This is a genomic window from Olsenella sp. HMSC062G07 (assembly GCF_001811895.1).
Classification (GTDB): Bacteria; Actinomycetota; Coriobacteriia; order Coriobacteriales; family Atopobiaceae; genus Olsenella_F; species Olsenella_F massiliensis.
In genome coordinates this window covers 226,847-249,982 of sequence record NZ_KV806951.1, presented here as the reverse complement: position 1 = coordinate 249,982, position 23,136 = coordinate 226,847, and the positions used below count along the sequence as shown (strand labels likewise).

General features: G+C 67.8%; 15 protein-coding genes. 6 read left to right on the top strand and 9 right to left on the bottom strand.

Going from position 1 to position 23,136, the window contains the following annotated elements:
* Positions 1 to 172 precede the first annotated feature (172 nt).
* Entirely contained in the window at positions 173 to 3,169 is a 2,997-nt protein-coding gene (locus HMPREF2826_RS04295) for an insulinase family protein (RefSeq protein WP_083307253.1), read from the top strand.
* A gap of 66 nt (positions 3,170 to 3,235) precedes the next feature.
* Here HMPREF2826_RS04295 and HMPREF2826_RS04290 read toward each other — a convergent pair whose 3' ends face one another.
* Positions 3,236 to 4,066 (bottom strand): 4Fe-4S binding protein, encoded by an 831-nt coding sequence (locus tag HMPREF2826_RS04290; RefSeq protein WP_070639504.1) that lies wholly within the window; start codon positions 4,064 to 4,066, stop codon positions 3,236 to 3,238.
* A 170-nt stretch (positions 4,067 to 4,236) separates the two neighbouring features.
* Between HMPREF2826_RS04290 and HMPREF2826_RS04285 the strand changes: the two genes are divergently transcribed.
* Complete coding sequence (locus tag HMPREF2826_RS04285) at positions 4,237 to 5,703, top strand: glycoside hydrolase family 30 protein (RefSeq protein WP_070639502.1); 1,467 nt, start codon at positions 4,237 to 4,239, stop codon at positions 5,701 to 5,703.
* A gap of 126 nt (positions 5,704 to 5,829) precedes the next feature.
* Complete coding sequence (gene gpmA, locus HMPREF2826_RS04280; protein WP_070639500.1) at positions 5,830 to 6,597, top strand: 2,3-diphosphoglycerate-dependent phosphoglycerate mutase; 768 nt, start codon at positions 5,830 to 5,832, stop codon at positions 6,595 to 6,597.
* Positions 6,598 to 6,698: 101 nt separating this feature from the next.
* On the opposite strand, the gene HMPREF2826_RS04275 is transcribed toward gpmA, so the two are convergent.
* The 7 genes from HMPREF2826_RS04275 to HMPREF2826_RS04245 all read right to left on the bottom strand — a co-directional run bounded on the left by HMPREF2826_RS04275 (position 6,699) and on the right by HMPREF2826_RS04245 (position 17,170).
* Positions 6,699 to 7,103: a flavodoxin domain-containing protein gene (locus HMPREF2826_RS04275; protein WP_070639498.1), complete on the bottom strand. Its 405-nt coding sequence runs from the start codon at positions 7,101 to 7,103 to the stop codon at positions 6,699 to 6,701.
* A 9-nt stretch (positions 7,104 to 7,112) separates the two neighbouring features.
* Complete coding sequence (locus tag HMPREF2826_RS04270) at positions 7,113 to 7,796, bottom strand: DUF3793 family protein (RefSeq protein WP_070639496.1); 684 nt, start codon at positions 7,794 to 7,796, stop codon at positions 7,113 to 7,115.
* 416 nt (positions 7,797 to 8,212) lie between these two features.
* The gene (locus tag HMPREF2826_RS04265; protein WP_070639494.1) at positions 8,213 to 10,450 is read right to left on the bottom strand and encodes a DEAD/DEAH box helicase; all 2,238 of its coding nucleotides are present in this window, start codon (positions 10,448 to 10,450) and stop codon (positions 8,213 to 8,215) included.
* Positions 10,451 to 10,492: 42 nt separating this feature from the next.
* A complete protein-coding gene (locus tag HMPREF2826_RS04260; RefSeq protein ID WP_083307251.1) occupies positions 10,493 to 11,914 on the bottom strand; it encodes an ATP-binding protein in 1,422 nt (473 codons plus the stop codon).
* Positions 11,911 to 13,806, bottom strand: coding sequence for a TerB N-terminal domain-containing protein (locus tag HMPREF2826_RS04255; RefSeq protein ID WP_148138332.1), 1,896 nt, complete (start codon positions 13,804 to 13,806; stop codon positions 11,911 to 11,913). The genes HMPREF2826_RS04260 and HMPREF2826_RS04255 overlap by 4 nt, the downstream gene beginning before the upstream one ends.
* Positions 13,807 to 13,911: 105 nt before the next feature.
* The gene (locus tag HMPREF2826_RS04250; protein ID WP_070639490.1) at positions 13,912 to 16,404 is read right to left on the bottom strand and encodes an ABC transporter permease; all 2,493 of its coding nucleotides are present in this window, start codon (positions 16,402 to 16,404) and stop codon (positions 13,912 to 13,914) included.
* Between the two features lie 7 nt (positions 16,405 to 16,411).
* Entirely contained in the window at positions 16,412 to 17,170 is a 759-nt protein-coding gene (locus HMPREF2826_RS04245; RefSeq protein ID WP_083307250.1) for an ABC transporter ATP-binding protein, read from the bottom strand.
* A 260-nt stretch (positions 17,171 to 17,430) separates the two neighbouring features.
* On the opposite strand from HMPREF2826_RS04245, the gene HMPREF2826_RS04240 reads away from it, so the two are divergent.
* Complete coding sequence (locus HMPREF2826_RS04240) at positions 17,431 to 18,384, top strand: substrate-binding periplasmic protein (protein WP_070639487.1); 954 nt, start codon at positions 17,431 to 17,433, stop codon at positions 18,382 to 18,384.
* A gap of 24 nt (positions 18,385 to 18,408) precedes the next feature.
* The gene (locus HMPREF2826_RS04235; protein WP_070639485.1) at positions 18,409 to 19,080 is read left to right on the top strand and encodes an amino acid ABC transporter permease; all 672 of its coding nucleotides are present in this window, start codon (positions 18,409 to 18,411) and stop codon (positions 19,078 to 19,080) included.
* 111 nt (positions 19,081 to 19,191) lie between these two features.
* Here HMPREF2826_RS04235 and HMPREF2826_RS04230 read toward each other — a convergent pair whose 3' ends face one another.
* A complete protein-coding gene (locus HMPREF2826_RS04230) occupies positions 19,192 to 21,669 on the bottom strand; it encodes a phosphoketolase (protein ID WP_070639483.1) in 2,478 nt (825 codons plus the stop codon).
* Positions 21,670 to 22,111: 442 nt separating this feature from the next.
* Between HMPREF2826_RS04230 and HMPREF2826_RS04225 the strand changes: the two genes are divergently transcribed.
* Positions 22,112 to 23,131, top strand: a complete 1,020-nt coding sequence (locus HMPREF2826_RS04225) for a LacI family DNA-binding transcriptional regulator (RefSeq protein WP_070639481.1) — start codon at positions 22,112 to 22,114, stop codon at positions 23,129 to 23,131.
* Positions 23,132 to 23,136 lie beyond the last annotated feature (5 nt).

The window sequence follows — 23,136 nt, the reverse complement described above, 5'->3', positions numbered from 1 at the left end:
CCTACGTCGCGGACGGGCATCCTACAATGAGCGCACGAGAGATACGGACGATGACGCCTCTCTTGCCCCCACCCTGGCCCTGCGGCACCCGCGAGCGGACCTCACGAGCCCTTGCGCCCGGACGTCCCCGCGCCGGCGCCATCTTGTCACAGACTTTGCGAGAGGAACCCTCATGCCCCAGCACCAGCAGCCCCTGGACGTTCTGCACGCCCTGCCCGACCTCGCGGTGGGAACCCGTCACGCGGGATTCACCGTCACCGGCGTCGAGCCTCTCGCCGAGCTCGAGGGCACGGCCTACGTGCTGCGCCACGACGGCACGGGCGCGCGCCTCATGTGGATCGCGACGGCCGACACCAACCGCTCCTTCTCCATCGCGTTCAAGACGCCTCCCGCCGATGACACGGGCGTCTTTCACATCCTGGAGCACTCGGTGCTCTGCGGAAGCGACCGCTTTCCCGTGAAGGAGCCCTTCGTCAGCCTCATCAAGACTTCCATGCAGACGTTCCTCAACGCCCTCACCTTCCCGGACAAGACCATGTATCCCGTGGCATCCACCAACGTCCAGGACCTTGAGAACCTCATGGACGTGTACCTGGACGCTGTGCTGCACCCCGCCATCTACCGGCGTCCCCGCATCTTTGAGCAGGAGGGCTGGCACCTGGAGCTGGCCGGAGGCGCAGAGGGGGGTCAGGGCGACGCCGCAGTCGGGGGCGAACAAGGAGGCGCGATCGGACGCGAGCGTCTCGTGTACAACGGCGTCGTCTATAACGAGATGAAGGGCGCCCTCTCCGACCCCGACGAGGTCCTCATGGAGGCGCTCATGCGCCAGCTCTTTCCCCGGAGCGCCTACGGCTTTGAGTCGGGCGGTGACCCAAGGAGCATACCCGACCTCAGCTACGAGGACTTCCTGGACACCCATGCCCGCCACTACGACCTCGCCAACAGCTACACCATCCTCTACGGAGACCTTGACATCGAGCGCGAGCTCGCCTTTGTGGGCGCGCGCTTTGACGCGGCGACGCCGCGGGCGGCAGGCGCTCCCAACCCCCTGCGCATGCAGGAGCCCGTGGCCCCGGCGCCCCTGACGATCACCATGGCGACGACGCCCGACAACGCCTCGGTGGGCGTGGCCTACGTGCTGGGCACGGCGGCTGACCGCGAGCTCGTGCTGGCGACGAGCGTGCTGATTGACGCCCTGTGCGGCTCCAACGAGGCGCCCCTCAAGCGCGCGGTCCTTGACGCGGGGCTTGCGGACGACTTCAGGGCCATCCTCATGGACTCCCTGCTCCAGCCCCTCGTGGTCTTTGAGCTCAAGGGGGCGAGAAAGGGAGCGGCGGCGGCGTTCCAGCCGCTGCTCGAGAAGGTCTGCCGCGAGCTCGCAGAGGGCGGCATCGAGCGCGGGCGCCTTGTGGCCTCGCTCGCCCAGACCGAGTTTGAGCTGCGTGAGGGCGACTGGGGCTATCCCGACGGCGTCGCCCGCTCCATCCTCGCGATGGCGAGCTGGCTCTACGACGACGAGCGCCCGGTGGACTACCTGCGCTACCAGGACGCCATCGACGCCATGCGCGCCCGCCTTGACGAGGGCTACTTTGAGGGCGTGCTCCGAGGCCTCGTGCTCGAGAGCCGTCACCACGCCCAAGTCGAGCTGGTGCCCGTGGACGATGAGTCCGCAGGGGACGACGCCCGACGCCGCGAGGCACGGCTGGCAGAGCGTGCCGCGCGCCTGGGCTCCGACGAGCGACGGGCGATACATGACGAGGTCGCCGCGCTGCGCGCGGAGCAGGAGGCGCCGGACAGGCCGGAGGACCTCGCAAAGCTGCCGCGCCTGGGCATCAAGGACATCGCCGACGCCCCGCGCGAGACGCCCCCCGAGCAGGCGGACGCCCCCCTCCCCTGCCTGTACCACGACCTGGCCACGCACCGCATCGATTACGTCTACCACTACTTTGACCTGCGCCGCCTTGAGGCGGCGGACCTCCCCTACGTGGGCCTCCTCACGGAGCTGCTGGGAAACCTGGACACCGCCTCGCACACGGCATCCGAGCTTGACACCCTGGTCGAGGAGAAGCTGGGCAGCTTCTCGGTGTTCACGGACAGCTACGGCAGGGACGACGACCCGCTCTGCGCCCGCCCGGTTTTGACCGTCGCCGCGAGCGCGCTGTCCGAGAACGTCGGCTCGCTCGCTTCCCTGCCTGCGGAGATCTGGGGCACCACCTCGTTTGCCGACACCGGCCGCATCTTTGAGCAGCTGCAGCAGCGCCGTGTGGCCCTGGGGCAGTACTTTGCCTCCTCAGGTCACAGCGCGGCCCTGGCACGGCTCTCCACGCACTTCTCCAACGCCGCCAAGGCGACGGACCTCATGGGGGGCGTGAGCTACTACCTCTTCCTCAAGGACCTGCTGGAGGCGTGGGACGAGCGCAAGGACGCGCTAAGGGAGCGGCTTGAGGGGCTGAGCCGACGCGTCTTCACCTCCGACGAGGTGGTCGTAAGCTTCACGGGCCCGCGTGAGGACCTCGAGGCCTTCTGGGCGGCAGGGGGTGCCCTGGGATTGGCCCCCGCCGGCAAAAGCGCGGCGCGCCACCGTCTTGACCTGGGGAAGCCGCGACAGGAGGACGAGGCCGTGGTCATTCCCGCCAACGTCTGCTTCGTGGCCGCCGGCGCCCCCCGGGCCAGCCATGACGCCGTGAGCCTGGGAGCCTGGCAGGTCGCGGACAGGGCCCTCTCGTTTGACTACCTCTGGAACAAGGTTCGCGTGAAGGGCGGGGCCTACGGGGTGGGCTTCAGGCGGACGACGTCGGGGCTCAGGCAGTTCTGGTCGTTCCGCGACCCCGGCGTGACGGACACGCTCGCGCGCTACGACGCGGCCGGGGACTGGCTGGCATCGTGGGACGGCTCGACCGAGGAGCTCGAGGGCTATGTGGTCTCTTGCGTGGCCGGCCACGACGGGCCCCTGAAGCCGCGCCGCCTGGCACGCCGACAGGACGGCGAGCACCTCATGGGACGCCCCGCAGGCTGGCGCGACCGAATTCGCGCACAGATCCTGGCGACGCGCGCTGCCGACCTGCGCGACGCGGGAAGGGCGCTGAGCGACCTCAAGGACAGTCGCAGCGTGTGCGTGTTTGGCCCTCAGGAGGCCGTCGGGACGTTTGCGCGCAGGACCGTCATCTAGCGGGCATCGCATCCCTTCTGGCCTCGTCGGCCGCGGCAGGGCGCCTCCTCGTTTCACGCCCTGCCGCTATCCCGTGACGACGAGCGGCTCGGCGGTTCGCCGGTAGTTCCTCTCCAGGTACGCCCTGTGCGAGAGGAACGCCGCGTCCGTGAACGACTTTGCCCTCTGGGGGCACAGGCGCACGCAGGCCTGGCACTTGATGCAGACGCCCGCCGCCGCGGTGGGGTCCTGCGCCGGGATCGTGCCCATGGGGCAGGCGGCGGCGCAGATGCCGCAGCGGTCGCAGCGCCCCAGGTCGGTGACGGGCAGAGCCCTGAGGAACTTTGCCGGCGCACCGTCCAGGCCGAGCGGCACGTAGTAGGGTCCCACCGCGCCAAGCCCGACGGCGGACGCATCGAGCGTCCGCAGGCCCCTCACGGCGGCGGCGGCCCCCCGCACGAGCTCCTTGATCGCATCGTCGTCCGCCCGGGTGGGATGCTCAAGGCCGATGTCCGCAAAGGCATGGCGCGTGGGGATGGCGGCCGCCCCCGCCACGCAGAAGCCCGCCTCCTCAAGCACGCTCACGAGCTCTGCCAGAGAGCTGTCAAAGCTGCGGTTGCCAAAGGTCACGAGGGCGAGCGCGCGTGCCCCGCCCCCGTCGAGCGCGCGGCGCCAGTCCGGAAGGATCTTGTTGGGCACGCGGCCCGCGTAGGTGGGGCTCGCAACCACCACCAGGTCGTCTGCCGAGAAGTGACGGTCCCTCTCACGCTGGCGGGGCGTGGTGAACGAGTCCGAGATTGGCGCCCCCAGGCCAAGCTCGCCGGCGAGCGCCCTGCCAACGGAGAGCGCAAGCTCCCTGGTACCGCCCGTGGGACTAAAGAACAGGCAGGTCAGACGCTGCGGCTGTGCAAGGCTCATGGCTGCTCCCCCGAGGCTGGACGATGGGGTCGCGGCGCGGCGGCCCCTCTCGTGGCAGTGTAGCGCGAGCCTCTCACCCTCTCGGCGCGTCGTCGGCCGGCGGGGCTGCTACCATGAGCCTCAGGCCAACGCCCCGTGCCCCCTGCCCACGCTCGCCCCTTGGGAGTCACATGCGCCTCTTTCCTCAGCCGCCTGCGGCACCGACGATGCGCCGCTATCAGTCGCAACATGCCGACCACCTGCGCCCGTCCGCCCTCGCTCTCGCCCCCGACGACGGCACCGAGACCAACCTCATCAAGGTGTATCCCGACGTCCTGCGCCAGGAGGTCCTGGGCTTTGGCGTCGCCGTCACCCAGGCGAGCGCGCACGTCTTTGCCGGCATGCCCGAAGACGCCCAGGAACGGCTGCTCGACGCCTGCTTCGGCCCTGACGGCGCGGGCTACACGCTCTGCCGCACACCTATCATGAGCTGTGACTTCTCGACGGCGCCCTATGACTACCACAGCGGCCTGCTTGACGCGGGCAACAGGCGTCTGGACTTTTCCGCAGATGACGCGGGCATCGTCCCTGTGCTCAGACGCATCAGGGACAGACGGCCCGAGCTTGAGCTCGTCGCCACGCCCTGGAGCCCGCCCGCGTACATGAAGACCACGCTCAGGCGAACGTTCGGCGGTCGCCTGAGGCCTGCCTTCCATCAGCGCTGGGCAGACCTGATGGCCCGCTACGTGGAGCATATGGGCGAGCGAGGCATTGCCGTGACCCGTCTGACGGTGCAGAACGAGCCCGAGGCCGTGCAGACCTGGGAGTCGTGCCTCATGGACGGCCGCCAGGAGGCTCGCTTTGCGACGGAGGCGCTCCGACCCGCGCTGGAGTGCCGGGGCCTGGGCCGCGTTCGCATCCTGGGCTGGGACCACAACAAGCAGCGAGCCGTCGAGCGGGCGCGCACGGCCTTTGAGGACGCCGACAACCCCGACGCCCTTGACGGGCTCGCCCTGCACTGGTACGCCGGCGACCATTTTGAGGCCGTCCGTCACGTGCGTGACACCTGGCCGCACAAGGAGCTCCTCGCCACCGAGGCCTGCGAGGCCTTCCGCGGCTCCGGACGCGGGCTCTCGGCGGACGACGAGCTGTCCGCAGCCGAGCACTATGCCCATGACCTGCTGGGAGACCTCAACGCGGGCGCGGGCGCCTGGCTGGACTGGAACATGCTCCTCGACGAGAGGGGCGGGCCCAACCACGTGGGCAACTACTGCGCGGCGGCGGCGTTCTTCGACATGACGGGCGGGGGCTTCGGGGGCACGTGCGCGGACGGGCTGCAGCTGACGGACACGCTCGCCTGGGTCAGTCACGTGACGCGCTTCGTGAGGCCGGGCGCCCGCGTGGCGCTCGTCTCGCGCTGCGCAAACGACGTGGAGGCGACGGCGGCGGTCAACGAGGACGGTAGCCTCGTGGTGGTGCTTCTCAACCGCAGGGGGCACGACGCCTTCCACAAGCTCTGCATCGCCGGAACGCGCGACCTCCCCTCGCGCTGCGCGCCGCTGAGCCTGCCCGCTCGCTCGATCACCACGCTGGTGCTCGAGGGGGCCTGCGGCCCCGCGACGCGCGCCGCGTCAGGACCGCCCCCGGGAACGCGCTGATTCTCTGGCCCATGGGAGCCAAAAGGTGTTGTAATAGAGGCAGCATGCGGCTCTTGCCCGCCCGCCGGGCGAAAGCCTCAGACTCGACGGACTCAAGACGCGAGTTCCAAGACGAAAGGAGCCACCATGGCCGAGAACGATGGACGTATGCATCTGGTGATCGTGCGCCACGGCGAGAGCGAGTGGAACCTCAAGAACCTCTTCACCGGCTGGACGGACGTGGACCTCACCGACACCGGTCGCACCGAGGCGGCGGCCGGCGGCAAGGCCCTGCGCGAGGGCGGCTTTGACTTTGACGTGTGCTACACGTCGCTGCTCAAGCGCGCCATCCACACCCTCAACATCGTCCTTGACGAGATGGACCGCGCCTGGCTGCCCGTGTACAAGACCTGGCGTCTGAACGAGCGCCACTACGGCGCCCTCCAGGGACTCAACAAGGCCGACGCCGCCGCCGAGCACGGCGACGAGCAGGTCAAGATCTGGCGCCGCTCCTTTGACATCCAGCCGCCCGCGCTGAGCGCCGGCGACGAGCGCGATCCCCACACCCAGGCCATGTTCCGCGACGTCCCGCGGGAGGACCTTCCCTACACCGAGTGCCTCAAGGACACGATCGCGCGCGCCTGGCCGTACTTTGAGCAGGAGATCAAGCCTCAGCTCGAGGCCGGTAAGCGCGTCCTCATAGCCGCCCACGGCAACAGCCTGCGCGCGCTGGTGATGCAGTTTGAGCACCTCACGCCCGAGCAGATCCTTGAGGTCAACATCCCCACCGGCATCCCCTGCTCCTACACCTTCGACAAGGACTGGAACGTCATCGACAAGCACTACATCGGCGACCCCGAGACCATCGCCAAGAAGATCGAGGCCGTGGCCAACCAGGGCAAGGCCAAGAAGTAACCCTGCCGAGCGCATGTAGGCCACAGCGACAAGGAGGCCCCCGCCCACCGGGCGGAGGCCTCTCGCGTCATCTGACGGCTCGCGGCGTGCCGCCCACGCCCCTACCCCGCGAGGCGCCCGGCCAGCTCGGCAAGCTCTTCCAGGTCGTCTGCCTCGGGCTCAAGGTGCACGATGCAGCTTCCCACCACGTTGACCCCGGCGTCCTCCGCGCTCGAGACCCAGCTTTCCATCCATTCGCCGCACCCCCAGTCATAGCTGCCGAACAGCGCGACGGGCCGCTGCCCCAGGCGGGGGACGCAGGCGTCCCAGACCTCCTCGAAGTCGGGGTCCAGCTCCTCGCTGCCCATGGCGGGGCAGCCAAACGCCAGGGCGTCGTAGGCTCCCACCATGTCGGCCGAGAAATCCGCCACGTCAAAGACGTCGGCGGACGCGGCCTCGGCGAGGGCCTTGGCCATGGCCTGCGTGTTGCCCGTCTGACTCCAGTACACGATTGCCACCTTGCTCATGCTTCCTCCTCAGAACGACGTGCTGCCAGGTACATGCTTGCGAGAGGCAAGCAGCGTTGCCAATGAGGCGCCTGCGGCGTAGCGGCGCTTGAGCTGCGCCTCGCAGCGCTCCAGGCGCTCAAAGAGCCGACGGGCGGCGGCCTCGTCACCGTAGGCGCGCCAGGGGCCGCGGCAGGTCTCTTGACCGCCATGCAGATAGCCCATGACGTCTTCCAGCGGATAGCCCAGGACCAGGCCCAGCTCATGAGGAAAGTCCGTGCGCTCGCGCCGGTAGTAGGCGGCGAGCCGCCTGGCCAGCGACCCCATGAGGCCTGCGGGGCTCTGCGTGGGGTGACGGTACGCCGCAAGCAGCCTGCGGTTCTCGGGCCGCGTGAGCAGCTGGGCCACGGCACGCTCGCTGTAGGCCAGGAACATGACCCGGTCCCTGACTCGCTCCAGCGCGAGGAGGACCAGCCCGTAGCGCGCAAGCTCGCGCGCGTAGACGTCGATGACCTCGGCGAGCTCGCGGGAGGGCGAGGCCGCCGACGCGCTTCTCAGGGAGAACAGCGCCGCAGGCTTCTGCCCGCCTATGACGCCTGCGGCCGACCGGACGAAGGTGCGGGCAAAGGCGTGGCAGAGCGCGCTCTGAGAGGCGCTGCACCCGGCGAGCGGCATCGGCGTGCAACACACGGTCATGGCCTCGCGCCCGCTCATGTGACCTCCTCGACGTGACGCTCCCGTTTGGCGGGAGCCGTGGGGACAAGATGCGCCGCCAGCACGGGAGAGGGGGATGCTGGCGGCGCTTTGGGACCCGTGCGCAGCGGGGAGAGGGTCCGCCGCACCAGGTAGGGGAAAACGAGGTCGTAAAAGTTAACTACCATTTACTTACAAGACAAATGTAAACCATGACTTACTTTTTGCAAGCCCCAACGCCTTGCAGACGCCATCCCCTGCGTTTATCCATGAGTCCTCCACAACAAGGGGCGCCCGCCAAGACGGCACGCACGCGCCGATCGACTCCAAGGAGGCGCAGGGGGCGGGCACGTCTCGTCTTAACGTTCTTTGACGTCCGCGAGAACGGCTTCGCCTGGCCGCCTCGCGCTTTCGCCGCACGGGTCCGTCCGGGCCCGCTACCACCCCAGGACGCGCTCCCGAGCCCCGTTTACGTCCAAGACGCCCTCGGCAAACCCCTTGCGCACCAACTTTGGGGGAAGATGCTCGTCATACTTGTCAAAGACGGGAAGCTCACCGGGAAAGAGCAAACACGCAGGGTCGATAGTGGCCGAGAAGGCCTCCTGCAGGGCCCCCACGAGTTCATCCTTTCCTGCGGCTATCCTAAACTGCAGGTAGTAGGGACGGCAGGCGTCCACGCCCTTGATGCCCAGGCTGGTCGGCATCCTGAGCTTGAGCACGCGCTCCAGCGCCAGAAACGCGTAGGTTCCCAGCCAGGGGAAGAGGGCCCAGGTGTCGCCGCCCAGGTTGACGAGGGGGTGCTCCGCGACGCCGCCCTCGCGTGCCTCAAGGCGGGCGGCGCCCAGGCGTGAGCGCGCGTTGTCGCGCAGGTAGGCATAGTCGCGCGGCTCCCTGAGCACCTCCCTCATGCGTTCGAGGACGTGCGTGTGAATGTCGCCGGGGCATTCGCCAAAGTAGGCGGGGACCTTACCCTTGACCTCCGTCACGTACACCAGGCGCTTTTTGTGGTCGATCTCCTCCACGATCCAGACCCTGCCGGCAAGGGCGAGCTTCTCGCCTGCCGGCGGCGGCTGCACGACGGTGCCCAACTCCTGGGACTCCGAGCGCACGGCGTACTCCTCGCTCTCGACGAAGACGCCGTAGAAGCGAAAGTCGTTGACAACGCGCTCCCCGGCCAGCCCCACGATGAGCCCGCCGGTCTCGGTGCGCTCTATCTGGTCGGTGGAGACGAGATGGCGCAGCAGGACGCGATAGTCGTCAAGGCTGACCTTGGCAAACGGCGACAGCGAGAGGACCCGTGCCGCCAGGCTGGCGGGAGTCTGCTCGCCGTCTGCCGCCAGCGTCGCCATGGTCTGGTGATAGAGGAGGCTGTAGAAGCGTCGCCGCTCGCGGGGAGGCTCCACCCAGCGCTCTTCCAGATACAGCTGGACGAGGGCGATGCCCTGGAGCAGCTTCCATGGCAGGCGCTCGGGCAGGAGGCTGCGCGGCTCGTTTTGGTCCTCGCGCATGACAAACCACATCTCGGGCGGCTGGCCGCGCCGCCCCGTGCGCCCCATGCGTTGCAGAAAGGCCGAGACCGTGAACGGGGCGTCCATCTGGAAGGCCCGCTCCAGCCGCCCGATGTCAATGCCCAGCTCGAGCGTGGAGGTCGTGCAGGTGGTGAGGCTCAGGTCGTCCGCTCGCATGAGCTCCTCGGCAGACTGGCGAAGGCTAGAGGAGAGGTTGCCGTGATGGATCAGAAAGCGGTCGGGCTCGCCGTTTGCCTCGCAGTATGAGCGCAGGGTGGACGTGACGGCCTCGCACTCCTCGCGCGAGTTGGCAAAGACAAGGCACTTTCTGCCGCGCGTGTGCTCAAAGACGTAGGCGAGGCCAGGGTCCGCCAGTGCGGGCGCAGGGGGGCCGTCGACGTCGGGCGCAGGAGGTGCCGGCTCCCGCAAGATGGGCGCCTGACTGGCGGCCTGCGGGCCCGAGGTGTAGAAGTGCTCCATGGAAAGGCGCCAGGTCTGGCCCGCCTCGCGCACCTGGGGCACCACGGTGGGCCGCCCCGTACCCGCCCCCAGGATTCGCGCCGTCGCCTCGGCGTCGCCGATGGTGGCCGAAAGCCCGACGCGACGCGGGCTCACCCGCGCAAGGCGCGAGAGGCGCTCCAGCAGGCAGAGCGTCTGCGCGCCGCGGTCGCCCCTCAGCAGGGAGTGGACCTCGTCTATCACCACAAAGCGCAGGTCGCCAAAGAGGCTGGGGATGGCGGCGTGACGACGGAGCAGCAGGGCCTCCAGGGACTCGGGCGTGATCTGCAGGATGCCCGAGGGGTGCTTCATGAGCTTGGCCTTGTGCGAGGACGAGACGTCGCCGTGCCAATGCCACACGGGGACGCCGCCCTGCTCGCAGAGGTCCACAAGACGATAGAACTGGTCGTTTATCAGGGCCTTGAGCGGCCCCACGTACAGGCAGCCCACCGTGGGGGACGGTCTCTCCCAGAGCTGGGTCAGGATGGGAAAGAAGGCCGCCTCGGTCTTGCCGGAGGCCGTCGCGGAGGTGAGCAGCACGTTGGCGTCGGTGTTGAGGATGGCGTCGGCGGCGGCCACCTGGATCGCGCGCAGCGACTCCCAGTCGTGCTCGTACACGAACTCGCGGACGAACGGCGCGAGACGGTCAAAGATGCGAACGTCCGGCATGGCACGGGCCTTTCTGGTCAAGATGGGCGGCGATGATCCCCGCTAGATGGTAAACTCGGCGTAACCTGCGGCGGCACCCGGCCCGGCGACGTCCCTCTCGTCCGGGTTCGCCAGCGTTCTGAGGGCCCCCGACCCCAAAAGCCCCTCCACGGTCGCGTCGGCATCCTGGCACATGATGTCGAGCATCTCGATGAAGTCGCGAATGACCTCGCGCGGCGTCACAAGCGTCTCGGCCCCCACGCGCGAGAGCTCCACCTCGAGGAACCGAGCCAGGTCGTCCTCGCCCAGGCGCCGTTCGTAGCCAAAGAGCCCCGCATGAATGTCCGCGAGCTTCTCCACCAGCACCAGCAGCTCCTCGGGCGCGAGCGGCGTCAGCCGTATGACCGGCGCCATGAGGTCCACCCTGCCCTCCCGGCCAAGGCGGCCCTGAGTCAGGCGGCTGCGCAGCGCCTCGTACGAGTAGAGGCCGCGCCGGCGGTCCTCCACGCACTGGGGCGTGCCGCTCATGATGACGCCCAGGTGCGACGCCCGCCCCTGCAGCGTGTCGTTGTACATGGTCAGGATCTTCTCGTAGTTGTACTGGCGGCTGATGGCGTTGGGAATCTTGTACAGGTTGACCAGCTCGTCAACGAGCACCACCAGGCCCTCGTACCCCGCTTTGCGCAGGAAGCACGCAAGGAGCTTTATGTAGTCATACCAGTCGTCGTCGCCGATGGTCACGCTGACGCCCAGGTCGGCGCGGGCCTCGGCCTTGGTGCGGTACTCGCCGCGAAACCAGCGGACCACGTTGGCCTTGGTGTCGTCGTCCCCCGCGAGCTGGGCGTCAAAGTACGCCGCGAGTACCTTCGCGAAGTCAAAGCCGTGCACCATCTCGTGCAGCTGGTCCACCACCACGAAGATGCGCCTGCGCACCTCGTCGACAAAGCGAGGGTCGTCGGGCAGCGTGCCCGCGGCCGCCACCTCAGACTGCACGCCCGAGATCCAGCGGTCGAGGATGAGCGTCAGCGCGCCGCCCTCGGGCCGCGTCCTGGTGGACAGGTTGCCGATGAGCTCGCGGTAGGTGGCCAGCCCCTGACCCCTACCGCCCTGAAGGCGGCGCTCGGGCGAGAGGTCCGCGTCTGCCACGACGAAGTTTTTGCCCATGGCATGGTTGCGAATGGTCTGGAGCAAGAAGCTCTTGCCGCTGCCGTAGCGCCCCACCACGAAGCGAAACGAGGCCCCGCCGTCCGCCACGATGGCAAGGTCCCTGAGCAGGGCGTTGATCTCGGGCTCCCGCCCCACGGTAATGTAGGGCAGGCCGATGCGCGGCACGACGCCCCCCTTGAGGGAGTTGACGATCACCGTGGCTATGCGGCGGGGCACGCGGGGGTGTGCGGCTCCCGGCGTCGCGCACGTCGCCCCTGGCCCCCCGCCCCTGGTCGTCGCGCCCCCGGCGCCGAGCGTGACATCCTTGTCGCCCCTCATGACAGCAGCTCCCTCACCTCAACGACGTAGTCTTCCACGAGCCTGGGCGTGTCGTCCTCAAAGGCGACGACGGTGTCGCCCACGACGTCCAGAAACGCCTCGTTTATCGTATCAAGTTCGAGCGACATCACGACGCCCTCCCGCGCCAGCTCGCAAAGGGCGTCATCGTCGGGCGGCTGCCGAAGCAGCGCGCCCACGATCCGGCGCTGCGTGGGCGAGAGGGCCACGGCGCCGCCTTCGGGGGCGGCCGGCCTCGACGCGGTACCGAGGGCAGCCGGGCCGGAGGCGGCCTCGCTGGCGACAGCCGCTCTCGGCTCGTCGCCGAGAGCGGACGGGGCGAAAGCGGTCGCGGCGACCGGCCGTGAGGGGCCTTCCTCCCGCTCCTCGTCAGTCAGCAGCGCCTCTCTCGTCCGCCCCGCCGAGGCGCGAATCCGACCGAGCGCCCCGCGGTCGATCGTCACCCGAGCCGCACGGGCAGCGGCGCGACGAGAGAGGCAGGCGTCCATCTCGTCCTCGATGATCCTCTGCACGAACTTGGGCGTCGCCCTGGGCTTCGGGGCGGGAAGGTCGCCCGTCCTCTCGCGCAGGGCCACGTCGACGGCATGCAGGACCGCCCCCAGCCTGCGGCTGGGGGCGTGCGCCTCGCAGGGCCGTCGCAGCGTCCAGCGCCCGTCTTGGCACGCGAAGACCTCCCCCGACGGCAGGCTCACGCGCGCGTCGGGATGACGCGCGGCCTCCCAGAACACGGCCGCTGAGAACATGAGGTACGGATGCGTGACGGGCGCGCCGAACAGCCCCTCGACGAGGTTGGTCCTGCGCCTCACGCGACAGTGGTCCACCAGGCGGGCGAACACGGCGGGCAGGACGTCCGCCAGGACGTCGCCATGGAGCCGCATGGCCCTGGACCTGAGGATGTGGTAGGTGGACGCGGCGTCCAGCGCCCGTACCAGGTCATTCCGCGAGAGCAGCGCCCGGTCGGACGCGACGGCGCCCTGGGCACGCGCGACGTCGTCCCAGCCCACGGGTCGCCCGCCGCGCTCCTGCGCGAGCAGCGCCGACTGGGCGCGCGCCAGGACGCTCACGGATGAAAGGAGGCCTCGCCCCTCTCCCGTCACGCTCCCCAACGCCTCCGGGGTCAGGGCGGCGCGCACGTCCGCGGCGGACAGCTCGTGATAGACCGCGTAGTCTCGCATCCAACGCGGCAGATACCGCACGAGCGCCGCGCCCTCTGTCGCCTGACCATAGCCTTCGAACAGCCGTCCGAGCTCGTGCAGCGTCGCTGCGCCCGGGGCCGCCCCCACGCCACAGATGAGCTCGTAGGCATGGATGAACACGAAGGTGAGGGGCGCCCGGGGAAGCTCGCCTGTGCGAAAGAGCGCCCTCCAGGTGAAGTAGCCGCGCAGCACCGCGTCCGGCAGGTCCTCGTACGTGGGATAGTAGCTCACGAAACTGCCATGAAAGGGCAGGTCGTCCTCATAGGCCGCCATGAGGGCGGCCTGCCGGTAGAAGAGCGCGGCGCCCCCGTGGCAGCGCCCGTCCTGCCCCCGCTCGCGGGCAAGTGCGCGCATCCTGCGCAGGTCATCAGGCAGCTCGACCGACGGGGGCGGGGACGCCTGCGCAAACGGAGTCGCCAGCCACGACGGACGAGGCCTTTGGCCAAACGGCGCAGCGGCGCAGGCGTCGGCGGCGCCCCCTCCGCGCGTCCGGGGCGCGCGAGTCCCTCCCGCATCCTGCGTCGCGTCCCAAGACGCCCGCTCGCGGGAGGCCTTCAGCAGCTGCCTGCCGGTGCGGAGGATGGGCTCGTCCTGATAGGTCGGACCCCTGAGCACCTCCGCCTGCGCCGGCCTGAGGTTGGCCATAAGCTGTTGGATCAACTCGTCGGCCCGTGGCACGAGAGGGTCCTCTCCCTATACGTACGCATGTTCTGGTCAAAGTATAGAACATGCCGCGCCAGGGGGCGAGCTGCCGCGCGGATGGCCGTCGCGCGGATGGCCGTCTCACTCCTGCACCTTGAGCGCCTCCGAGAGAGGGACCCTTCGTATGTGCAGCACATGCAGGAGCACCACCAATGCGTACGCGACGAGCTCCATCCCCAGCGTGAGGGCGAGGACGGGCGGCGGCACCACAAAGGGCAGGTACCCGGGATAGTCCGCCAAGGCGCGGCGCATGAGACGCTCGGCCAGCCAGAGCGCGAGGGGCATCGTCAGGACGAGGGACGTCACGACCGCGATCGTGATGGAGCGCAGGTAGAGCCTGCGAATCTCGGACTCGTGATAGCCAAAGACCTTCATGTAGCTGATGTGGCGGGCGGAGCGGTCGATGACCGTCTTGGTGAGCAGATAGATGAGCAGCAGGGACACGACGACGGCCAGACCGGTGAGCATGCGCCCGATGTTTCCCATCGAGGTGACGATCTGATCGCCCACCTTGCGCGCCTGCGCGGGCGTCAGCTCGCCCGCCACATAGCGCTCGTCAAGCGACAGGCTCTCGTCGGAGGCGTAGCCGTTGAACTCGTCTTTGTCCCGCTCAAACGCCTCCGCCCAGGTTGACTGGCTCATGTACACGTTCATGTCCGTGTCGCTTCCCGCGATCACGTCGGGTGCGAGCGTGTAGGTCCTGTCGGCGTAGGGGTCCCTGAAGGTGTACTGCGAGCCAGGTCGAACGTCGCACTTGGACGCCAGGCCCCGCCCCATGACGATCTTTCCGCCGGACACGTCAAACTTCCAGTAGGAGGAGTTGACGCGAATGCCGTAGACGCTCACCTCCTCCTCGCCGGATGACCCCGCGCGCGGGACGCGCAGCGTCATCACCGAGAACTTCTCAGCCTCGCTGACGTCCTTTGGCGCGTTATGCCTGCTGTTGAGGGGATGGCCCGCCCGCACGCGCGGGTCGTCTGCGATGAGGGAGGCGCGGCGCATGAGGTCAAGGTAGCGCTCGCGGGACAGCTCGCGGGCCGGATCTTGAAGGTCCTGCAGCTCTTTGAGCGCAGCGGCGCCGTCCTGCTGCTCCTGGCTCACGTCTATCTCGAGCGGCGCCTTGAGCAGGTAGAGGTGACCTGCGGGAATCGCCCTGGCCGCCTGCTCGCCCGAGTACCTGATCGTGGGAAGCATCATGTTCCCAAAGACGAGCACGAAGCTCGAGAACAGGATGCCCCCAAAGAGCACCACAAAGTGCGAGAGGTTGCGCAGAAGGACGCGGGCGCGAAAACGGCTGACAAAGCCCCAGGCCCTGGGCAGCGGCAGGCCGCCGCGACGCGAGTTGTGACCCACCTCGCCGCGCAGAAAGGCCAGAGGCGTGGCGCCAAGCTTGCGCATGACCCCCGCGAACGTGATGACGAGGAGAATGGTCAGCGGCAAGACCGTCGTCGTCGCAAGCAGCTCGGGAAAGAAGAACGTCTGATACGGCGGCAGATCGTACGAGGTGTAGTACAGCGTGGCATACGGCCTCGCCAGAACGCCATAGCCCAACAGGTTGCCGGCCGCGGCGGCCATGACGCCCACGGCCATCGGCAGCGCAAGATAGTGGCGAACGAGCTCGCCCTTGCGATAGCCCGAGGCCAGAAGCGTCCCGATGACGGGTGCCTCCCCCTCGATGGTGGCGTCGGTGAGCACCGCGAAGGCAAAGCTCGCCACCACCAGCAGGATGACGCCCGCCGTCGCGTACATGGTCTGGTCGCCCACGAGGTCGTCGTCGGCATAGGTGAGCCCGGCGTTGTCCGTGCGGTCATGAAGTTCCGTCACGCGCGCACCGTGGTCGGACAGGGCCTTGGCCACGTCCCGCTCATGGTCGTCACGCTCCTTGAGCGAGAGGTCCCGCTCGTCAAAGATGCCGGCGTAGTGATAGGTGATCGACCCCTTGAGCCGATCGAACGCCTGAGGCGTCACCTGCGCGACCGTGAAGGTCAGGCCATCAAAGATCAGGTCGGTGTTCTTGACCATGAGCGCCTGGTAGTCAGGAAGCGCGACGAGGCCGCAGATGGTGAGCTCGCGGCCGGAGACGCGGACCGTGTCGCCCACGCGCAAACCGTTGTTGTCGCAGAAGGTGCGCGAGAGGGCTATCTGGTCGTCCGCGACGGGCGCCGAGCCATCGACGTAGCTGGCCGTGTCAATCTCGTCACGATTCTTGAACAGGCGCACGGTGGCCGAGACGTCCTTCGTGGCGCCCTCCTGGCGCGCGGCGGCGTCCCTTCCGGTGGCGCTCAGCGCGACGTCCGAATAGAAGCTCCGGTAGATCCGGCTGCCTGGGCCCACGTCCTCGGCGGCGGCCAGGGCCTCGTCAGACGCCTCGAACTGCGTGCAAAGGGAGTAGTCCTCGAGCCGGCAGCTCGCCTTGTCGTTGGCGAGGACGCGCTCGATGGAGCGGGCCGCCACCAGATACCCCGAGATGACGGCAATGGTGAGCGAGATGAGCAAAAAGAGCGCCGCATACTTGCCGGGGTTGTGCGCGAGCTCGCGGGGCAGGCGCTTGGCGAGGGGGGATACGGAGGCCATGGTCCGACTACCATTCAAGGTCGGCGGCAGGCACGAGCCGGTCGTTGCGCCGGTCGCTGGCGATCCTGCCGTCACGCAGGTGCAGGATGTGATGGGACATGAGACGTATGGCCTCGTTGTGCGTGACGATGACCATGGTGGTGCCGTAGTCCTGGTTGACCCTCTCCATGAGCTCGAGGATCTCCTTGGACGTCTTGTAGTCAAGGGCCCCGGTGGGCTCGTCGCACAGCAGGAGCCCCGGCTTCTTCACCAGGGCCCGTCCGATGGCGCAGCGCTGCTGCTGCCCTCCCGAGACCTGGTTGGGAAACTTGCCGCGGTGCTCCCAGAGCCCCAGTTTGCGCAGTAGCTCGTCAATGTCCAGGGGGTCGTCCGCTATGTGCGCGTTGACCTCTATGTTCTCGCGCATCGTGAGGTCGGGGACCAAGTTGTAGAACTGAAAGACAAAGCCCAGCTCGCGACGACGATACTCAAGGAGCTCGCGACTGGACAGCCGACAGATGTCTTGCCCCGCGACGTCGATGCTCCCCGCGTCGGCGCGCTCCAGGCCCCCCAGCAGGTTGAGAAAGGTTGACTTGCCCGACCCGGAGGGACCAAAGAGCACGCAGACCTCCCCGCGCAAGACGTCCACGGCAATGCCGTCGAGCACCTGCGCATGGGCGTCTCCCTGCCCGTAGCCCTTGGAGAGCCCACGCACGCACAGATAGCCCGCCGAGGGCCCTGCGGGGACGTCGCGCGACGCCCGCCCTTTGCTGACCTCACCTGTCATCTGCATCACCTGCCACCAAGACACGACGCGCCCATGACGGGACCGACGGCCATTGTGCGCCGCCCGAACATTTATTAGTCTAGGTTTACTTTATTGGGCGCAAATTGTAAAGCATGGCTAACTATTATTTTTTGCGTGCGGAAGAATCGACGTCCTTTCAAGAGGCTGGACATGCATGCCGCACACGTTTCTCCAGGGCCGCATATATGTGTAGACTAGGGTTGTCATCAATGGCTGCACAGCTTGGCAAGGAGATTGGTATGACCTGGAGCAATGGCGTAAGCGGATGCGAGACGCAGAACACGTGCGACGGGGGGCGCCGGCCCATGAGTCGTCGGTCCTTCCTTGGCCTCGTCGTGGCGGGAACGAGCCTTGCGCCCCTTACGCTTGCCGGGTGCGGCGGCGCGCAAGGCTCCGGCGCGGAGCCGCAGGGCGGTGCGGCGACGTCCTCGGACGTCTCGGGCCGACATCTGACCTTTGTGGGCGATGACGCCTTTGCGCCCTATCGTTACCTCAAGCTGCAGCAGGACGGCACCCAGAAGGTCGAGGGGCTCGACATCGCCGTGGCCGACGAGATGTCCAAGCGCCTGGGCTTCAGCTATGACTTCGAGGCGCAGGACTTTGCGGCGACCCTCGCCTCCGTGCAGTCCAGCGACAGCTCCTTCACCATGGCCATGTCCGCCAACGAGGAGCGCACGAAGACCTATGACTTCACGCGCGGATATTACCAGCCGCGGGTGGGCGTCCTTGCCAACGGCGACGCCGTCACGAGCATTGGCGCCCTCAAGGGCAAGAGCATCGCCTGCACCACGGGAACCGTGCAGAACAAGTTCGTGACCTCCGTCATGCCCGACGCCGACGTGCACACCTATGACGGGGGTGACCAGTGCCTGCAGGAGGTGCTGTCGGGCCGCATCGACGCCTACGTGTGCGACGGTGCCGAGGGCCAGGCGATGGTCAAGGCCAACCCGGGCCTGTCGCTCGGGCTCCTGGACCGCGCCGAGACCAAGGACTACGTGGGCGTCTATCGCGTCATGGCCCTCAAGGGCGCCTCGTTCGTCGAGGCGTTTGACGGCTGCATAGGCGACATGATCGCCGACGGCACGATCGACAGGCTCATCGAAACCTACGTGGGCGCCGACTTCACCTGGGGCGACGCGGCGCCGGACGAGATGGGGACATCGACCGTCGGCGGGTCCGGCAGCTCCAACTAGCCGCGCGGGCTCGCGACGACAGGCATGGACCTGACGATCCTACAGCCCTATGAGCCCCTGTTCGCACGCGGGCTGCTCGTGACCCTTGAGGTGACGGGCCTCTCGCTCGCGCTCGCCTTTTTCCTGGGATTTTGCATCGCGGTGCTCAAGGTCCTGCCGTGTCGCCCCTTGCGCCTGGCGCTGGACCTCTACACCTCCGTCTTCAGGGGCGTCCCCCTCATCGTGCTGCTCTTCATTGCCTACTTTGCCACGCCGCAGCTCACGGGATGCAAGATAGGCATGGTCGAGGCGTCCGTCCTCACGCTGGGGCTCAACGGCTCGGCAACCGTGTCCGAGACCGTGCGCGGCGGCATCGAGGGCGTGGACGCCGGTCAGTACGACGCCGCACGGGCCCTGGGCATGGGCTACGTGCCCATGATGATACGGATCATCATCCCCCAGGCGCTACGCTCCGTCGCCCCGGCCCTCGTGAACGAGGTCATCACCGTGCTCAAGGGCTCCTCGCTCGTTGCCACGATCGGCCTCATGGACATGATGCGCGCGGCCCAGAGCGTGCAGGCGCTCACCTACCGTGCGTTTGAGCCCTTTGTGGTGGTGGCGCTCGCGTATTACGTGATCGTGATGGCGCTCGTGGCCGCGAGCAGAGGGCTGGAGAGACGCCTTCAGGGTCCACAGGACGGGGCCGTGCGGGCATGACGCAAGGGGTCGCCGGGGACGTCAGCCCCGGCGACCCCTCCTCTGTTCAGGCTGCCCTCTGGTCAGGTTGCCTGCCGGCCCTAGGCCCCTCGCAGGGACCTCTGTCCGTCACTACTCGTTGTCGCCGCCCGTGGCCTTGGTGGCGCTCGTCACCTGACCGGCGTCGCTCGCGTCACGCCACTTCCAGTCGGTGAAGTCGGGGTGGTCATAGCCCTTGTCAACCGCAAACTGGAAGGCCTCCTGGCGGAACCGCTCCCAGGCGGCGATCTGGTCGGCCCAGCGCTCGGCGTCGAGGACGCGCAGGGCGTCGGCGGCCAGCGCCCAGCGGTCCATGTCGTTCAGGCGCAGCATGTCAAACGGCGTCGTCGTGGAGCCCTGCTCCTGGTAGCCGTGGACGTGGAAGTTGTCGTGGTTGGGGCGCTCCCAGATGAGGCGGCGCACCGTGCCGGGATAGGCGTGGAAGGCAAACAGGACGGGCCTGTCGGCCGTGAAGAGCCTCGTGAAGGCCTCGTCCGACAGGGCCTCGTCGTTCTCGGACACGTTCTGGATCTTGAGCAGGTCCACGACGTTCACCAGGCGGGCCTTGACGCCCAGGCCGTCCAGGAGGTCGAGCGCGGCCATGGTCTCCTGGGTGGGCACGTCGCCGCAGCAGGCCAGAACGATGTCGGGCTCCTCGCCGTCTGCGGTGTTGGACGCCCAGGACCACTCCGCCGCGCCCGCCGCGAGCTCGGCGCGCGCGTCGTCGAGCGACAGCCACGTGGGCGCGGGCTGCTTGCCCGCAAAGATGGCGTTGACGCAGTTGGTTGACTGGTAGGCGCGCTCGCCCACGGCAAGGAGGAGGTTGGCGTCGGCCGGGTAGTAGACGTTGACCACGTGGTCGTTGTTAAAGCTCTTGTTGAGCAGGATGTCCACGAAGCCGGGGTCCTGGTGCGAGAAGCCGTTGTGGTCCTGGCGCCACACATGACTGGAGAGCACCATGTTGAGACCCGAGATGGGCTTGCGCCAGGGAATGTGGCGCACCGTTGCCTCGAGCCACTTGCAGTGCTGGTTGACCATGGAGTCCACGATGTGGACGAAGCTCTCGTAGCTCGACCAGAGGCCGTGGCGCCCGGTGAGGAGGTAGCCCTCGAGCAGGCCCTCGCACTGGTGCTCGGAGAGCTGCTCGATGACATTGCCCACGGGCGAGATGTGCTCGTCGTTGGCGGGGTCGTCGTACACGCCGCCGCCAAACCACTGCTTGTCCGTGACCTGGTAGCTGGGTTGGAGGCGGTTGGACGCCGTCTCGTCGGGACCAAAGATGCGGAAGCTGTCACGGTTGGCGTTGATGAGCTCGGCCGTGTACTCGCCTAGGACCTTGGTCGCCTCCGTGGCACCAAAGCCATGGCCCTTCTCGGCCACGGGCACCTCGTACGCGCGGACGTCCGGAAGCTTGAGCTCGCCACGGATGACGCCGCCGTTGGCGTTGGGGTTGGCGCCCAGGCGCAGCTCGCCCGCAGGCATGTAGGCACGGACCTCGGGACGGATGGCGCCCGCCTCGTCAAAGAGCTCGTCGGGGCGATAGCTCTCCATCCAGCCCCGCAGGATCTCAAAGTGCGCCTGGGTGTCGCGCGCGGAGGCAAGGGGCACCTGATGGGCGCGCCAGCTGCCCTCGGTCTTCTTGCCGTCGATCTCCTTGGGGCAGGTCCAGCCCTTGGGCGTGCGGAAGATGATCATCGGGTAGAACGGGCGGCTCGCGTCGCCGGCGGCGGCGCGGCGCTTGATGGCGCAGATCTCGTCGAACACGGCCTCGAGGAGCGCCGCGAAGCGAGCGTGGATGGAGGGGAAGTCCTCCTCGTCAAAGCCCGCCACGAAGTTGTAGGGATGGTAGCCCATGCCGCGGAAGAACTCGTCGCGCTCGCCGTCCGAGATGCGCGCAAGGATCGTGGGGTTGGCGATCTTGTAGCCGTTGAGGTGCAGGATGGGCAGGACGATGCCGTCCGTGAGCGGATCCATGAACTTGTTGGTCTGCCAGGACGTGGCCAGAGGGCCGGTCTCGGCCTCGCCGTCGCCCACCACGGCGACCGCCAGGAGGCTGGGGTTGTCGAGCACGGCGCCATAGGCGTGGGAAAGAACGTATCCCAGCTCCCCGCCCTCATGGATGGAGCCGGGGGTCTCGGGCGCGTAATGGCTGGGAATCCCGCCGGGGTACGAGAAACGCCGGAAGAACTTCTGAAGGCCGGCCTCGTCGTCGGTGATGAGGGGGTAGGTCTCGGCATAGGTGCCGTCGAGCAGGCTCTGGGCGGTGCCGGCAGGCCCGCCGTGGCCGGGACCCATGAGGAAGACCGTGTTCTGGCCGTGGTCATGGATCAGACGATTGACATGACCAAAGAGGAAGTTGACGCCGGGGGTGGTGCCCCAGTGGCCCACGAGGCGGTGCTTGACGTCCTCGCGGGAGAAGTCGCCGCGCATCAGAGGATTGTCCCTGAGGTAGATCTGACCCACGGACAGGTAGTTGGCGGCGCGCCAATAGCGATTGACCCAACTGAGCTCGTCCGCGTCGACCGGCTCGTTGAGCTTGTGCCAGGGGGTCCCAAGAACGGGTTGTGTCATGCGTGTCTCCTTTGCTCTCAGCCCGCGGCGGCGCCGCGTGCGTGATGGTGGCCTGCGTATGCGGTGATCCTGCATGTCGTGACGGCGCGGTGCGCGCGACGTCCGTTTTGCGTTTCGCGTGGCGCCCGTTTCGCGCTTCGTGTGGCACACTGCCCGGTCGCGCGCGTGCCGCCGGCCCGCTTGCGTCGCCTCGCTTGTCGCCTTGCGCCGTCTCGTTCGTCACCAGTATAATGAGTAAAACGTTTTACTTACGTAAAAGATGAACCTCGCGCGTAATGAGTGAGTAAGGAGGATTGCCCGGCACGTGCGCCTTGTGCCCCTTTGCCGGCTCGCGCCCCCCCAGGGTCTCAGGCGGTTAGCTCGCCGCAGGGAGCCGCCGACGGTGCAGGTGCCGTCGCGTCGTCGTTACGTGCGCAGGCCCACCCAAGGAGGCGATGGCGCTATGGCAAAAGTGACCCTCAAGGACATCGCACGCGAGGTCGGGCTGTCTACCACCGCCGTTTCGCTCGTGCTCAACGGACGTCCCAACAGCCTTTCCGAAACGAGCCGCAGCCGCATCAAGGAGGTGGCGCGCCGCAAGCGCTACGTGCCCAACCAGATCGCCCGCAGCCTGGTGACGCAGCGCACGGACACCCTGGGGCTCATCGTCCCCAACATCCAGAGCCGGTTCTTCTCGTCGCTTGCCAGCAGCCTCGAGAGGCGCTGCCGCGAGCATGGGTATGCCCTCTTCATCACCAACTCGGAAAGCTCCGCGAGCGACTCCGAGCTCGTGAGGCTGCTCGTCAACCGACGGGTGGACGGCATATTCATCGTGGTGTCCGATGAGCTCTCGCCCGACGACGACCTCGTGTCATCCCTCTCGCAGCTGCCCATACCCTACGTGATGGTTGACCGCGTGGTCGAGGGCGTCTTGGGAGACCGGGTGCGCTTCAACAACGAGGCCGGTGGCCATCGGGCGACGGCCTACCTGCTTGACCAGGGGCATCGTCGCATCGCCTGTCTGGTCAACAAGCGATCCAACACGGGCCTCGAGCGGCTTGAGGGCTACGAGCGCGCCCTTCGCGAACGGGGCTTGGAGCCCGACCTTGCCCTGGAGCTCCAGACCGACTACTACATAGACGACGCGTTTCGCGCCGCGCGAAGGCTGGTGGGAAGCGACGTGACGGCCGTGTTTGCCAGCTCGGACAACATAGCCCTGGGACTGCTCAAGCGCCTGTATGCCTGCGGCCTGCGCGTGCCGCACGACTGCTCCGTCGTGAGCTACGACAACTCGGCGGCCGACGCCCTCTTTGAGCCCGCGCTCACGTCCATCGAGCAGAACGTGGCCGAGCTCTCCGACGAGGCCTTTGCCGTCATGCTGGGACGGCTCAAGGAGGACGGCGGCCCCGCGTGCGCCATCGAGCGCATCCTTGAGCCTCGACTTGTGGAAAAGTCATCGGTCGCCCCGCCGCGCAGGTGCTGACGACG

Bases quoted from the DNA above. Each gene is read 5' to 3' on its own strand.
- HMPREF2826_RS04270 (WP_070639496.1), bottom strand. From the start codon at position 7,796: ATGAGCGGGCGCGAGGCCATGACCGTGTGTTGCACGCCGATGCCGCTC.
- HMPREF2826_RS04245 (WP_083307250.1), bottom strand. From the start codon at position 17,170: ATGACAGGTGAGGTCAGCAAAGGGCGGGCGTCGCGCGACGTCCCCGCA.
- HMPREF2826_RS04260 (WP_083307251.1), bottom strand. From the start codon at position 11,914: ATGAGGGGCGACAAGGATGTCACGCTCGGCGCCGGGGGCGCGACGACC.
- HMPREF2826_RS04230 (WP_070639483.1), bottom strand. From the start codon at position 21,669: ATGACACAACCCGTTCTTGGGACCCCCTGGCACAAGCTCAACGAGCCG.
- HMPREF2826_RS04225 (WP_070639481.1), top strand. From the start codon at position 22,112: ATGGCAAAAGTGACCCTCAAGGACATCGCACGCGAGGTCGGGCTGTCT.
- HMPREF2826_RS04250 (WP_070639490.1), bottom strand. From the start codon at position 16,404: ATGGCCTCCGTATCCCCCCTCGCCAAGCGCCTGCCCCGCGAGCTCGCG.
- HMPREF2826_RS04235 (WP_070639485.1), top strand. From the start codon at position 18,409: ATGGACCTGACGATCCTACAGCCCTATGAGCCCCTGTTCGCACGCGGG.
- HMPREF2826_RS04265 (WP_070639494.1), bottom strand. From the start codon at position 10,450: ATGCCGGACGTTCGCATCTTTGACCGTCTCGCGCCGTTCGTCCGCGAG.
- HMPREF2826_RS04290 (WP_070639504.1), bottom strand. From the start codon at position 4,066: ATGAGCCTTGCACAGCCGCAGCGTCTGACCTGCCTGTTCTTTAGTCCC.
- HMPREF2826_RS04285 (WP_070639502.1), top strand. From the start codon at position 4,237: ATGCGCCTCTTTCCTCAGCCGCCTGCGGCACCGACGATGCGCCGCTAT.
- HMPREF2826_RS04240 (WP_070639487.1), top strand. From the start codon at position 17,431: ATGACCTGGAGCAATGGCGTAAGCGGATGCGAGACGCAGAACACGTGC.
- HMPREF2826_RS04295 (WP_083307253.1), top strand. From the start codon at position 173: ATGCCCCAGCACCAGCAGCCCCTGGACGTTCTGCACGCCCTGCCCGAC.
- gpmA (WP_070639500.1), top strand. From the start codon at position 5,830: ATGGCCGAGAACGATGGACGTATGCATCTGGTGATCGTGCGCCACGGC.
- HMPREF2826_RS04275 (WP_070639498.1), bottom strand. From the start codon at position 7,103: ATGAGCAAGGTGGCAATCGTGTACTGGAGTCAGACGGGCAACACGCAG.